Genomic DNA, 14,142 nt, shown 5'->3' with positions numbered 1-14,142 from the left:
ACATTTCGTTTTAGTCAGCTTGTTATCTCCACGCAATTTCCCGTCCCGGATGCGCCGCGCAGGCCCAGCGGCAAGAATTTCCCCCGGCCGCGCGCAGCGGCACTAAAATTGCACTCTCGAGTCGCTGCCGCGCGCGCCCCACCCGCGCGCGGCGCGGCACCTCCCATTGTTTCTCTCCGCCAGGATGTTGCATGCCGCGTTTTTTCTGTCCCCAGCCACTCGCCATAGGCGCCACCATCGCTCTGCCCGACGCCGTCGCCCACCACGTCCATGTGGTGCGCCTTATGCCGGGCGAGGCCATCACCGTCTTCAACGGCGAGGGCGGCGAGTACACGGCTGTCTTGTGCAACGTCGAGAAAAAACGCGCCAACGCCGAACTGAAGTCCCACACGGCGCGCGAAGCGGAACTGCCCTACGCCGTGACCCTGGCACAAGCGCTGCCGGAAGCGTCCAAAATGGACTGGATCATCGAAAAAGCCATCGAACTGGGCGCGGCCGGCATCGTGCCGCTGGCGGCGCAACGCTGCGTCGTGCGCCTGTCCGCCGAGCGGGCGGAGAAAAAACTGGCCCATTGGCAAGCGATCATCGTGTCCGCATCGGAACAATGCGGGCGCAACCGCCTGGCGCAGCTGGCGCCATTACAAGATTTTAATAGCTGGAGCAGCCAGCAGGATTTACATAAACGCATCATCCTGACGCCGCGTGCGGAGCAGTCGCTGGCCGACTGGGCGCGTCACCAGCCGCCGCAGGCGATCACCGTGATGGTGGGGCCGGAAGGGGGATTTTCGGAAGCGGAAGAAAAGGCGGCCCTGGCCGCCGGCGCCATCGGCCTGGCTATGGGGCCGCGCATCCTGCGCACGGAAACGGCGGGCCTGACGGCGCTGGCCACCTTGGGCGCCTTGTGGGGCGGGATGTAAGCCAGCGTACGACGATCAGGCACCGAGCGTGCCGCCAAAACAAATGCCCCGCAAGCTTTGCAGCTTGCGGGGCATTTTACTGGCATGACTGATGATGCCTTTGCTGTATCCGTCCGTCCGTGCATCCCCGTCTCCGCCGGCTGACGACTGTCAACCGGCAAGGAGGGAATCACATCAGAACTTGTGGCTGTACTGGGCCGACAAGCGCACGGTGCGCGGGCTCGAGTAGGAGTTGACCATGCCGGCGGTCGTGCTGACGGCAGTACCAGCGGCGCTGGTGTTGTAAGCCTCGTCGATCGATTGCGCCACTTGACGGTTGGTTGCGTTCAGCACGTCGACTTTAAACACGATGCCCTTGATCTGCTCTGGCTTGTAGATGAAGTTCAAGTCCAGGCGCATTTCCGTTGGCAGCGTGCCGTAAGCGCCACGGCCGTTCGGGCCGGTTGGGCACAGGAAGAAGATCGAACCGTATTGCGACAAGCCCAAGCCCTGTTGATCCATGGACGCTGGGATATTGCAAGTACGCGACATAGGACGGCCCGTTGCCACCAGCAAGTTGCCACCGACGCCGAACTGGCTCGTGAACTCATAGTAGCCATAGGTTTTCAACTGGTGCGTACGGTTGTTCGGCAACAAGCCGCTGCCGTTGATCATCGTCTCAGGGAAGTCCCATCCCGAGCTGAAGCCCACGTCGGCCTGGCCGTTATCCGACTTGGTCTGACCTTCCTGATTGCCTTCGCTGCGCGACCAGGTGTAGTTCATCTTGCCGTACCAGCCATTGCGCATCGGATGTTCGAGCATGAATTCCAGCGCCGTATAGGTACGCTTGGCTTTTTCCGGGAAGCCGGCATCGGCAGCCGTAATCGTCACCGCGCGCTGTGCACCGTTTGGTCCCACCGGGATCATGAAGGTGTTGTCCTTGCCTGGATTGAACAGGGCGCCGTTCCAGCCATGATCGTCGAAGTACTCTTTTTCAGCGCCTGTCAGCTTGGCCGAAATGGCGCGTGGATCCGAGTAGTCATCGATCGTGTTTTTCAGCTTGCGATAGGTGAACTTGATACCGCCGTTGAAGTCAGGCGTCAGCGCCTTCTCGAAGCCCAGGTTGATCTCGTCCTGGAAGTGGGCCTTCAAGTTGGTCGAAGCCAGCTCATTGGCGCGTTTTTCCTGGCCAAATTCATTGTTAGCCGACACGACATTGCTGATCGGGTTCAAGCCCAGCGGTGCGCCCGTGGTCGGGTTGACGCCCGTGTAGGTGTAGAAGCGGTCGGTGTTCAGCGAAGCGCCGGCAAAACGTACGGCCATGTTGGCCGGCAATTGCATGAAGTAGCGGCCAGCCGTACCGAAGACTTTCAGGGAACCGTCGCCATACACATTCCAGGCCGCATTCAAACGCGGTGCCAGCATGTTTTTCTGTTCCACGAAGGTTTCGCCGATACCGTTCATGTTCTTGAACGACTCATTGCGCAAGCCCAGGGTCACGACCAGGTTTTCGGTGGCCTGATAGCGATCCTCGATGTATTGCGCCGACTGCTCGACGGTCGGGGTGGAGCCGCCGCGCTGCAGGTTTTCACGCACGTAGTAACCTTGGGTGCCATAACCGCCGCCAGCTGCCGGCGAGATATTGTGGCCAGACAATACGGTGTTCGGATCGGTTTTCAGATACGTCCAGGTACCGCCGCCAGCCGCTTCCGTACCGTTCAGGGCATTGATCTTGTTGTGGTCAAGACCGCCGCGTATCGTATGCTGCTTGGCCAGTTTGTATTCCAGATCCAGGCGATAACCGCGGTTGGTGTCTTGCGCGCCGTCGCGCAGCAGGGCCGAGCTGAAACCCTGCACTTGGCTAGGCGAATAATTCAGGCCTGGTACCTTAAACTCTGGAGAACTAACGACGATTGGACGCAAGCCTGGAATGTAGCCGAACGGATTTTGCTCGCGTTGCGTCTTCGCCTGGCCAACCAGGGCTTGCACGGTCAGATCGTCGGTCACATAGCTGGTCAGCTTGAGGATGTCGATGTTCGAGCCCTGGGCTGCCGCCAGCGCGGCACCGGTGGCGTTGAGGAACAGCACGCCTGCCGAATAGTTCTTGAATCTGGCGCCGCCGTTCTGCACATAGCCGCGCTGCTTGGTGTCGTAGTTGAAGCCGTAGTATTGATCGTTGACATTCGACTCGTCCGAAATGTGCGTGTATTCGAGGCGGTTGTTGTCGGTGATATTCCAGTCGATCTTGGCGATATAACGCGGCACATCGGATTTCTGCACCAGCCAGCCGGTCTGGTTGTTCACTTGGCTGGTCGATGCCAGACGCGCCGTTTCGCGGTCCATCTTGGTAAATTCGCCACCCAGATAGATGAACAGCTTGTCCTTGATCAGCGGGCCGCTGACATAGGCGTTATAGACCTTCTCGGTCAGCTTGTCGCCTTCGCGGTAGTTGTAGATCTTGCCATCCGTCTTGGGATTGGCACCCGTATTCGGGAACATGATGTTCTTGGCTTTGCCGCGCAGCGAATCAGGCGCGTAGGTAAAGCCGGCGCCGAATTCCCAGTTATTCGTACCGCTCTTGGTGGTGATGTTGACCACGCCACCCGTCGAACGTCCGAATTCGGCGCCGTAGCCGCCGGTGATGATTTGCGCTTCAGCAATCGAGCCGAAAGGCAGGGAAGAGTAACCAACCTGATACAGGCTGTTGGTGACGGGGAAACCGTTGATGTACGCCGCATTTTCCGACGCGCTGGAGCCGCCGAAGCTGGCGGCGTTGTTGCCGTAGCGCGAGTCGGCGCGCGTGGTGCCGCCAGCCAATTGCACGATGTTGGCAACCGTAGGCGCCAATGGCAGGGTAGCCAGTTCGCGCGAATTGAAGGAAGAACCGGAGTTGGAACTGGTGACATCGATCGCGCGGCGGCGGCTCGTCACGTTCACGGTTTGCACCTGCTGCAGCGCCACTTCGCTTTCCTGGCCGATGCGCACTTCCACATCCTGCGAGCTGACGACGGAAGAGCCTTTCAGCAGGGTCACCTTGTAGTTGCCAACTGGCAGGGAGGTGATGCGGAAAGTACCGCTTGCATCGGGCGAAATGGTCCGTTTGAAGCCATTGTCAGCACCGACGATCTGCACCGATGCGCTGGCATCCGGCGCGATCTTGCCGATGATATTGCCCGTGGCATTCGACTGTGCCATTACCGTTGGAACAATCGCAGCGCTCAATACCGATGCGCTGAAAGCGATCGTTAATGCACGTGCTATTACAGTTTTTCTCAACATGTCATTCCCTATTTATTTATGAGCGCAGTATTACTGCTTTGGTAAAGGAGTTTATCACTCACACTTATGCGTTTTTGAACGCTTTTTACTCTCATCACCTTGTAATCCCTTCATACAAGGCATCCTCTCGATCCACTTTGCATACGCAAAATAAACAGAATGACACATCGGAACATATTGAAACGGACTGGTCAATAAAATTAGAAAAACTGTTCTGTTGGCGCAACACTTCAATTTATACAAAAAATAGGCGAACAGAAGCGCATCCAGGCTGAATGAAAACACTCGCGGACGATAATCAAATTTACTTGGAATGCCTGCAAACAGTGGCTTTGCACCAATGGCAGCAGAATGCTGCAGGAAGAGTTGTTTCTAAAAAAGATGAATATAAAAAGCCCGGAAAATAAATGACGCGCAAGACGAAATTATTTTACGGGACGAGGCCGAATATATTGCACATCCATCCCGCAATAAATCAATCAGATTTTTTCAGGACAGTTCCATATAAAAACAAATCTCTCGTCATCATCTCAAAAATAAATCCCGCATTCCATTGAGGACGCGACAGCGGCAAGAGGCAGCGCTGCTCATTTCCTTCAATGCGTGCGAAGCAAAGATACAGAATTGCACCTGCAAGAAACAAAACACTATCAAATCACACGCAATGGCAAGGCGTCAACAAAATCAAGCAGCCACAACAAAAAAGCAACACAAATTACGGGGAAAATTTGGCCCCGATTTGCACGCCCCAACAAGGGGCGGCGGATGCACCAGCAACGCGCCGATTTTGCACCAGTTTGTAGCAGCCAGGAAACGCCGCCATATCGCGCCACGGCACGGTGGCGACCATGCGAACAGACGGCACTGCCGCCTGTTACACCCCCGAAAAAAGTCCGGGTAAACGAAGCAGTGAACGATGTGGAGGTAAAATAGCGCCCGGATGCCGTCACGCGGCACCGCACACTCTCCGCTAGATACGGAGCCCGGCAATTTTTAAAAATACACACCATGTTGCGACTCAACGAAGTAAAACTCCCCCTCGAACACGACGAAGCGGCCCTGCCCGCCGCCATTCTGGCGCGCCTCGGCATTGCCGCGGATGAGCTGCTCGGCTTTACCGTCTTCAAGCGCAGCTATGACGCGCGCAAGCGCAGCGCCGTGGTGTTGATTTACTCGCTGCACGTGGACGTCAAGAATGAAGCGGCCGTGCTGGCGCGCCTGGGCCACGATATCCACCTGATGCCCGCGCCCGATACCGACTATAAATTCGTCGCCGGCGGCGAACAGCTGGCCGGCCATACCAATGAACCGCGCCCCATCGTCATCGGCACGGGCCCCTGCGGCCTGTTCGTGGCGCTGATCCTGGCACAGATGGGCTTGCGCCCCCTCATCCTGGAACGGGGCAAGCAGGTGCGCGAGCGCACGGTCGACACCTTCGGTTTCTGGCGCAAGCGCGAACTGAACCCGGAATCGAACGTGCAGTTCGGCGAAGGCGGCGCCGGCACCTTCTCGGACGGCAAACTGTACAGCCAGATCAAGGATCCCAAGCACTACGGCCGCAAGGTGCTGACGGAATTCGTCAAGGCCGGCGCGCCCGAAGAAATCATGTACGTGAGCAAGCCGCACATCGGCACCTTCCGCCTGGTCAAGATGGTGGAAGAAATGCGCGCAAATATCGAACGGCTGGGCGGCGAATACCGTTTCAGCAGCAAAGTGGTCGATCTCGACATCGAGCCGGGCAGCGATGGCGGCCAGGTGCGCGGCGTGGTGCTGGACAATGGCGAAACCATCGCCAGCAACCACGTCGTGCTGGCCATCGGCCACAGCGCGCGCGACACCTTCGAGATGCTGCACCGCCGCGGCGTGTACATCGAAGCGAAACCGTTCTCGATCGGCTTCCGCGTGGAACACCCGCAATCGTTGATCGACAGCTGCCGCTTCGGCCCCAGCGCCGGCCACCCTATCCTGGGCGCGGCCGACTACAAGCTCGTGCATCACGCCAGCAACGGCCGCTCCGTCTACAGCTTTTGCATGTGCCCGGGCGGCACGGTGGTGGCCGCCGCCTCGGAACCGGGCCGCCTGGTGACGAACGGCATGAGCCAGTACTCGCGCAACGAGCGCAACGCCAACAGCGCCATCGTCGTCGGCATCACGCCGGCCGATTACCCGGGCGACCCGCTGGCCGGCATCGCCCTGCAGCGCGAGCTGGAGGAGCGCGCATTTGCCTTGGGCGGCGGCAACTACGATGCTCCAGGACAATTGGTCGGCGACTTCGTGGCTGGCCGCGCCTCGACGGAATTCGGCAGCGTGGTACCGTCGTACAAGCCGGCCGTGCATCTGACGGACCTGGCGCCCTCCTTGCCCGAGTACGCGATCACGGCGCTGCGCGAAGCGTTTCCGGCGTTCAACAAGCAGATCAAGGGTTACTACAAGGCCGACGCCGTGCTGACGGGCGTGGAAACGCGCACCTCGTCGCCGATCCGCATCAAGCGCCGCGACGACGACTTGCAAAGCCTGAATACACGGGGCCTCTTTCCCGCAGGCGAAGGCGCCGGCTATGCGGGCGGCATCCTGTCGGCGGCCGTCGATGGCATCAAGGTGGCCGAGGCGGTGGCGCTGTCGATGGCGGCGCGCGGCTAAGCTACGCCAGCCTCTGCCTGCAGGCGGGACGAAAAAAAACCGGCACTGAGTTCACAGTGCCGGTTTTTTTTATGCCTGCTCCCGCTCTTTAAAACTTGTACGAGGCATTCAGGTAGCCGGTACGGCCGCGCGGATCGTAATAGCGGTCGTCATAGCCGAACTGCTGGCCGCGGTTGGCGCCGGACGTCGATGGCACGAATGGAGGGCTCTTGTCGGTCAGGTTCAGCACGCCTGCCGTAAGCACCCAGCTCTTGCTCGGCGTCCACACCGTTTGCCAGTCGAGCGTCGAATAGAAGCCGACATGCATGCGAATATCTTCCTGGCCCGTCACGGCGCCGGAGGCGTCGAGCACATCGACCGTCGTTTTCTGGTCCTGGTAGCCGGACAGGAAGTTGACCGTCAGCGAATTGGCCCAGTTGCCCGTTTTCAGGGTATTCGTCCACTGGCCGCGCGTGCGGAAGGTGACAGTACCGAGCTCGGCGAAGTTACCCAGCGCAGAATAATACTTGCCGTTGCGTTCCAGCTGGATATCCTCGCGCAGCATTTGCGTCGCGTTCAGCTGCGAGGTGAACAGGCCAATGCCGGAACGGTAACGGGCGCTGATATCGATATCGACGCCGGTGGCAAACGACTTGCCCAAGTTCTGGTTGTCGGCCAGGAAGGCCAGGTAGGTAGTGCCGGTGCCCACGTCCTTGTTGACGCCCCAGGATTTCGGGAAGTTGGCCGGATTGGCGAACACCAGCTGCTCGGTCAGCTGACCGAAGGAATCGCGGATCTGTACATGCCACAGATCGGCGCCCAGGGTGATCGCGCTGATCGGCTCATAACGGAAGCCCAGCGTGGCCTGTTTCGACTTCTCCGGCTGCAAGTTGCGGTTGCCGCCTGCCAACTGGTCGTACTGGTGATTGCCTGGCTGGCATTGTGCATTCAGACGCGTGGCGATCGCCTGCAGTGCCGGCGTACACGTGTAATTGTCGCTGGTAACGCCATAGCCGCGCTGCAGGGCGTTGACCTGTGGCACCGTTGGCGCATGGAAACCATTACCGACGGAGCCGCGGATCAGCAAGGTGGGCGCCGGTGTCCACTTGAAGCTGGCCTTGGCCGTGGTGGCGCCGCCAAAGTCCGAGAAGTCATCGAAACGCAGCGCGGCGCCCAGTTCCAGCTCTTTCAGCACAGGCGCGATGACTTCGCCAAAAATACCCTTCGACGTACGGCTGGCGCTGTACGGCTGGCTGCTGGCCGCATCGCCGAAACGCTGGTCGCACTCCAGTCCTGTCGTGCCGCCGCACAAGGTGCCCTTCACGGGGTCGGCCAGGATGCCTTGCGCAAACGGACTTGGCTTCGCGGAGAATTCTTCGCGATTGATGTTGACTCCCATGCCCAGCATCATCGCGCCGCCAGGCAGTCGGCGCAGTTCCGTCGAGCCATTCAGGTTAATCGTTTGCAGGCGCGAAGTGCCGCCATCCCAGTAACCGGTATACGCGGCAGCCTTGATGGCTTCCTGTGCCGCGGTAGACTGCTTGCCCGGGCCGACGAAGGGGTCGAGCAAGCCGCTCGACGTGAGGTTGTTGACGGCAATCGCACCAGGATAGCCAGAAATACTACCTTTTACGCGGCTTTCCGAGAAGTTGTACGAGGCGTTGTAATCCCAGCCGGCAGCGATGCCGCGCGTACCGACCACCACGCTGGCGAAGTCGGCCGTATCTTTCGAGGTACGCTGGCCCATGTCGAACAGCCGGTAAAAAGCCGTGCTGTCGCCGGTAATACCAGCTGGCACTAAATACTTGTCATGCAGCGGCGTGCCTGCATCGACAGCGATCGCCCCAGGCACGGGGGCGATACGCGAAGTTTGTTTCGTGCGTGACAGCAATACGTCCGCATACACTTCCTGGCCGGCGATCTTGAAGGTGCCCGATGCCATGAAGTTGTCACGCTTGCGCTCCGGATAGATTTCCAGGTCCTTGACGAAATCATAACCGCAGTAATCATTCAACCGCGGGGTGCCGTCCGGGTCTGCATACGGTTCCAGCACGCGGAAAGTCTTGGCGGGGCAGGAGCCGGTGGTTTTTTGATATGGACTGATCAGCTGGCCATTGTCATCGACGGCGTTGGCGGGAATCGGGCTGACCGAGGACTGCTGCTTCTGATAGCGCTTGCCGTTGGCGGAGAATTGCACCTTGCCCGTGCTGGCGAACGAGCGGTCGACCGAAGCGAGCTTGTCGCGCTCGTCGTGGCCAAAGGTCAGCACCACGTTGTAGCCATCTTCGTCCAGGTTGCCAAAGCCCTTGGTGGCGCTGAGGCGTTTCTCACGCGCACCGTTTTTTGGTGCGGAGTAGCCGATGGACACATCACCGATCGTCGTATCGTGCTTGGTAATGAAGTTGACCACGCCGGCGATCGCATCGGCACCGTACAGGGCGGAGGCGCCATCGGTCAGCAGTTCCACACGCTCGATGGCCGAGATAGGGATCGAATTCAAGTCGAAGCCAGCGGCGAAACCCGTCAGCGTCTGGCCGCCGAACTGGGCCAGGCGCTTGCCGTTCAGCAAGACGAGCGTACGCGTCTCCCCCACGTTATGCACGGAAATACCGGAGAAACCGAAGGTGCTTCCCCCAACCGAGGAACTTTAGCTCGTGGCACCCTGGGCGGAAGAGAGCTTCTTGACCAGATCGGTGACCGAAGTGGCGCCCGATGTGCGGATGGCTTCGGCGGTCAGCACGGTGACCGGCAAGGCGCCTTCGGCAGCGATACGCTTGATCGACGAACCGGTGACTTCAACGCGCTGGATTTGCGCATCGGCGCCCTGCGCATCTTGTGCTACCGCAGACTGCGAGGCAACGGACAAGGCCGCTGCCATACCACCGGCGCAGACGATGCGAACTGCACGAGAGATGACGGTTTCTTTAAGCATGGTGAACCCTTTTTCATTTGTACGGTTATATATGACTCCGGATTTGTTACCCGGATTACACTCGTTCATCTAAAGGAAACGCCTCGCACAGCACCGGATCAGGCGCCGTGAAGTTCGCTGGGACACGTGTACAGAAATGGAACTAGGCAACTAAAAGTCAACTAGACAACTACATAGAATCACGGCAAGAATATGAGTGTCAACAGAACTCAACATGCGTATGGCGTACATACAACATATGAAAAGCAGGGGCGACAAGGGATAAGGCGCGCTCGCGGCTAGCCGCGAGGCCATGCGGCATCAGCTGGCCAGCGGCAGCCTGATTTGTATATGACAGCCGGGAGTGCAGTCGATCGCGCACACCTGGCCGCCCAGTTGCTGCACGATGGTGTAGACGATGTGCATGCCCAGGCCGGAGCCGCCCTGGCCCCGCTTGGTGGTGAAGAACGGTTCAAACATGTGTTCGCGCACAGCCGGCGCCAGGCCGATACCGTCATCGGAGAAGTCCAGCAGCAGCCAGCGCCCGGCGGCGTCTTCCCCCTCCTCCTCGATGCGCGCGCGGATCGTGATGCGCCCCGGGCCGCCTTGCGGATAGCCATGGCGGGCGCTGTTCATCAGCAGGTTCGAGAGGATCTGCGACAGCTTGCCGGCCGCCAGGCGTACCTGGCAATCGGGCGCGATATCAAGCTCCACACCGAGCGCCGCCTTGCGCAGTTCCGGGCTGTGCGCCGACACCAGGCCATGCACATAATCGTGCAGCGCCAGGTCCGCCACGTATTCGCTGACCTGATCCACGGCCAGCTGCTTGAAATTGCCGATCAGGTCGGCGGCACGCGCCAGGTTGCGTTCGATCAAGGCCGCCGCCCCTTTCAGGGATTCGGCAATGTCGATCAGTTCGGTGCGGCTGACCTTGGCGCCGCCCAGCAGCTGCACCAGCTGGTCGGCATAGCTGCCCATGCTCGACGCGGCTGTGAGCGCCACGCCGATGGGCGTGTTGACTTCATGCGACACGCCCGCCACCAGCGAACCGAGGGCCGCCATCTGTTCCTGCTCGATTAGGTTGGCCTGCGCCGCCAGCAGCGACTCGGTGCGCACGCGCACGATTTCTTCCAGCTGCTGGGTGCGCTCCTGGTGCTGCAGCTCGGCCGCGCCGCGCGCCGAGAAGATCGACAACAGCAGCAGCGCCAGCAAGCGCTTGTTTTCATCGATGGGACGCGTGTCGATGGCCGACAGGATGCCCAGGGTCTTGCCATCGGTATCGATCAGCGGCATGCCGACATAGCTTTCCGCATGCATGTCGACCAGGAGGGTATCGAGTGGAAAGCGACGCTGGATATCGCTGCCGTGAAAACACATGCTCTGGCAAGTCACGTCCTGACAAGGCGTGTGCTGCAGGCTGTATTCGATATTCGGCTGGTAGCCATCGCCGCCCCACAGGGCCAGGGTGCGGATGCCTTCGCTGCCATCGTCCATGCGCACCAGCCGCCCGGCGATCACATAGTGCACGTCGAGCGCTTCGGCCAGGTCCTTGACGAGGATGCGCAGGAAGTCGTCGCCACGGGCGTGCGCCGTCGAGGCGGTGATCGAGCGCAGGGCCGCTTCCGCCAGGGTGCGCCGCTGCTCGGGATCGAACAGGGGTTCTTGCGAATTCACATCGAACAACGGAATACTCATGAATGCTCCTGCGCAGCACGGGAAGCGCAGGCAAAGCTGCCGGCGCGGCGATCCTCAGCAAAGGCCCTGGTCAGGGGACTTGCCGCGATTGTACCCCTGGCTATTGTTTAATAATACAGATACGCAGGAAATTTTTATAGCCAGCCGGAACGCTTGAACAAGTAATACATATAACCGCAGACACAGCTCATCACTGCCACGGCGGCCGGATAGCCATAATGCCAGTCCAGTTCCGGCATGAACTTGAAGTTCATGCCCCAGATGCCGGCAAATGCGGTAAACACGGCAAAGATAGCCGCCCAGGCCGCCAACTGCTTGTTCACTTCGCTCTCGTCGATGGCCACCATCGACAGATTCACCTGGATGGCCGTGCTGATCGTATCGCGGATGGTGTCGAGCGTGCCGTTGATGCGCGCCAAATGGTCGTGCACGTCGCGGAAATACTCCTGGGTATCGTGGCACAGCGGCGGCACTCGCCCGCCGTGCAGCTTGCCCACCGCTTCCATCAGGGGTGCCACCACGTGGCGCAAGACCATGACCTTGCGTTTCAATTGATACAGCCGTTCGATATTGTCGCGCTCGGTGCCACGGTCGAAGATGCGGTCCTCGATCAATTCCAGCTCCGATTCCAGCGCGTCGAGCACGGGAAAGTAACGGTCGACGACGGCGTCCATCAACGCGTACAGCACGAAGGCCGAGCCCTGGCGCAGCAGATGCGGTTCGCGCTCGGCACGCGCGCGCACGCCCAGGAAACCTTGCGAGCTGTTGCTGCGCGACGAAAGCACGTAATTGGCACCGACAAAGATGTCGACTTCGCCCAGCACCAGTTCATTCTCGACCATTTCCACGGTTTTCACCACGGCAAACAGGGAATCGCCGTATTCCTCGATCTTCGGGCGCTGGTGACCGCGCTGCGCGTCTTCTACCGCCAGTTCGTGCAGGCAAAACTCGTGCTGCATCTGTTTCAGCTCGTCCGGCGTGGCGTCGAGCAGGGCCACCCAGACGAAGCAATCGGGGCGCTCGACGTAATCGCTGATATCGTCGATCGGCAAGTCGGCCAGTTTTTTGCCATCCTGGTAGGCCACGCAGTTTATGAGCATACAGTTCCACAATCAAATGAAGACCGGACGAAACAGTCCGGCAGGCGTCAGCTTACCTTATCGCCTGCTGTGGGTGTTGTGGCGTGCAAGGAACACCGCAAGAAAAAGCGGACGGGAGAGTCCCCGTCCGGCAAGGCGTCAATCGTCCTTGGCGCCGTCGATGCCCAGTTCCGATATCTTGCGGGTGATGGTGTTGCGGCCGATGCCCAGGCGCACGGCGGCGTCGTTCTTGCGCCCGTGCGTATGCTTGAGCGCCGTCTTGATCAGGGCCGATTCGAATTGCCGCCCCAGCACGGCCATGACTTCCTGCTGTCCCGCGCCCAGCATGCCGGCCGCCTGCAATTCCAGCAAGCCGATCCATCCCGGCGGCGCGCCGTTGACGGGCGCGGCCGCTTCGAAGACCTGGCCGCCCTGCTGGTGAGCAACAGCTGGCGACGCAGCCTCGCCCGCCGCGGCGGTGGTGGCGGCGCCATCGCCCTGCCCCTGCGTCAATTCCAGCGGCAAGTCCTTGATTTCCACCGTCTGGCCCGGCGCCATGACGGTGATCCAGTTGCACAGGTTTTCCAGCTGGCGCACATTGCCGGGCAAATCGAGGCTGCTGAGGAACTGCATCGTCGGTTCGCTCATGCGTTTGGCTTCCACGCCCAACTGGCGCGCACTCTGCACCAGGAAGTGGCGCACCAGGATGGGGATATCCTCGCGCCGCTCCCGCAAACTGGGCAGGCGCAGGCGGATCACATTCAGGCGGTGATACAAGTCTTCGCGGAACAGGCCGTCGCGCACGCGCTGCTCGAGGTTCTGGTGCGTGGCCGTAATGACGCGCACGTTCGCCTTCATGGGCTGATGGCCGCCGACGCGATAGAAATGGCCGTCGGACAGCACGCGCAGCAAACGCGTCTGCAGGTCGAACGGCATGTCGCCGATTTCATCGAGGAACAGGGTGCCGTTCTCGGCCTGCTCGAAGCGGCCCCGGCGGGTCGTTTGCGCGCCCGTAAACGCGCCGCGTTCATGGCCGAACAGTTCGGACTCGAGCAAATCCTTGGGGATCGCCGCCGTGTTCAGGGCGATGAAGGGCTGCGCCGCGCGCGGGCTGTGCTTGTGCAGCGCGCGCGCCACGAGTTCCTTGCCGGAACCGGATTCGCCCGTGATGAGCACCGTCACATTCGATTGCGACAAACGGCCGATGGCGCGGAAGACTTCCTGCATGGCCGGCGCCTGGCCAAGGATTTCCGGCGTTTCCGACGGGCCCGATTCGACGCTGGTCTCGCGCAGGCTTTCTTCCAGCGCGCGGCGGATCAGCTCGACAGCCTTGTCGATGTCAAACGGCTTGGCCAGGTATTCGAAGGCGCCGCCCTGGAAGGCCGCGACGGCCGAATCGAGGTCGGAAAAGGCGGTAATAATGATGACCGGCAAGCCGGGAAAGCGCGACTTGACCGTTTGCAGCAACTCCAGGCCGGACGCGCCCGGCATGCGGATGTCCGACACGAGCACTTGCGGCGTGTCAAATTCCAGCGCGGCGATGGCGTCGCGCGCATTGGCAAAACTCTTGGTGGCGAGATTTTCCCGCGCCAGGGCTTTTTCCAGCACCCAGCGGATTGATTCGTCGTCGTCAACTATCCAGATTGGCTTCATTAGTGTGTGC

At 60.3% G+C, this 14,142-nt stretch carries 10 protein-coding genes and 1 pseudogene; 4 read left to right on the top strand and 7 right to left on the bottom strand.

The window, feature by feature from the left end; translation table 11 throughout:
• Positions 1-191: 191 nt before the first annotated feature.
• Entirely contained in the window at positions 192-917 is a 726-nt protein-coding gene (locus JAB4_RS06920; RefSeq protein WP_070219251.1) for a 16S rRNA (uracil(1498)-N(3))-methyltransferase, read from the top strand.
• Positions 918-1,091: 174 nt separating this feature from the next.
• On the opposite strand, the gene JAB4_RS06915 is transcribed toward JAB4_RS06920, so the two are convergent.
• Positions 1,092-4,091, bottom strand: a complete 3,000-nt coding sequence (locus JAB4_RS06915) for a carboxypeptidase regulatory-like domain-containing protein (RefSeq protein ID WP_083287270.1) — start codon at positions 4,089-4,091, stop codon at positions 1,092-1,094.
• Between the two features lie 359 nt (positions 4,092-4,450).
• On the opposite strand from JAB4_RS06915, the gene JAB4_RS30915 reads away from it, so the two are divergent.
• The 3 genes from JAB4_RS30915 to JAB4_RS06905 all read left to right on the top strand — a co-directional run bounded on the left by JAB4_RS30915 (position 4,451) and on the right by JAB4_RS06905 (position 6,815).
• A complete protein-coding gene (locus JAB4_RS30915) occupies positions 4,451-4,582 on the top strand; it encodes a hypothetical protein (protein ID WP_265334721.1) in 132 nt (43 codons plus the stop codon).
• Positions 4,583-4,799: 217 nt separating this feature from the next.
• Entirely contained in the window at positions 4,800-5,108 is a 309-nt protein-coding gene (locus JAB4_RS06910; protein WP_139143724.1) for a hypothetical protein, read from the top strand.
• Between the two features lie 75 nt (positions 5,109-5,183).
• Entirely contained in the window at positions 5,184-6,815 is a 1,632-nt protein-coding gene (locus JAB4_RS06905) for an NAD(P)/FAD-dependent oxidoreductase (protein ID WP_070219253.1), read from the top strand.
• Between the two features lie 88 nt (positions 6,816-6,903).
• On the opposite strand, the gene JAB4_RS06900 is transcribed toward JAB4_RS06905, so the two are convergent.
• The 6 genes and pseudogenes from JAB4_RS06900 to ntrC form a co-directional block, all read right to left on the bottom strand.
• Complete coding sequence (locus tag JAB4_RS06900) at positions 6,904-8,736, bottom strand: TonB-dependent receptor (protein ID WP_265334731.1); 1,833 nt, start codon at positions 8,734-8,736, stop codon at positions 6,904-6,906.
• 477 nt (positions 8,737-9,213) lie between these two features.
• Positions 9,214-9,417, bottom strand: a pseudogene (locus JAB4_RS30910) (Plug domain-containing protein); the annotation flags it as partial.
• A gap of 24 nt (positions 9,418-9,441) precedes the next feature.
• A complete protein-coding gene (locus tag JAB4_RS06895; protein WP_139143725.1) occupies positions 9,442-9,726 on the bottom strand; it encodes a hypothetical protein in 285 nt (94 codons plus the stop codon).
• A gap of 300 nt (positions 9,727-10,026) precedes the next feature.
• Positions 10,027-11,400, bottom strand: coding sequence for an ATP-binding protein (locus tag JAB4_RS06890; RefSeq protein ID WP_070219255.1), 1,374 nt, complete (start codon positions 11,398-11,400; stop codon positions 10,027-10,029).
• A 134-nt stretch (positions 11,401-11,534) separates the two neighbouring features.
• Positions 11,535-12,500 (bottom strand): magnesium/cobalt transporter CorA, encoded by a 966-nt coding sequence (gene corA, locus JAB4_RS06885; RefSeq protein WP_034760218.1) that lies wholly within the window; start codon positions 12,498-12,500, stop codon positions 11,535-11,537.
• 138 nt (positions 12,501-12,638) lie between these two features.
• Complete coding sequence (gene ntrC / locus JAB4_RS06880; protein WP_070219256.1) at positions 12,639-14,132, bottom strand: nitrogen regulation protein NR(I); 1,494 nt, start codon at positions 14,130-14,132, stop codon at positions 12,639-12,641.
• Between the last annotated feature and the right edge of the window lie 10 nt (positions 14,133-14,142).

This window comes from Janthinobacterium sp. HH102, from assembly GCF_001758625.2.
Taxonomy (GTDB): Bacteria; Pseudomonadota; Gammaproteobacteria; order Burkholderiales; family Burkholderiaceae_D; genus Janthinobacterium.
This window is presented reverse-complemented; position numbering and strand designations above follow the sequence as displayed.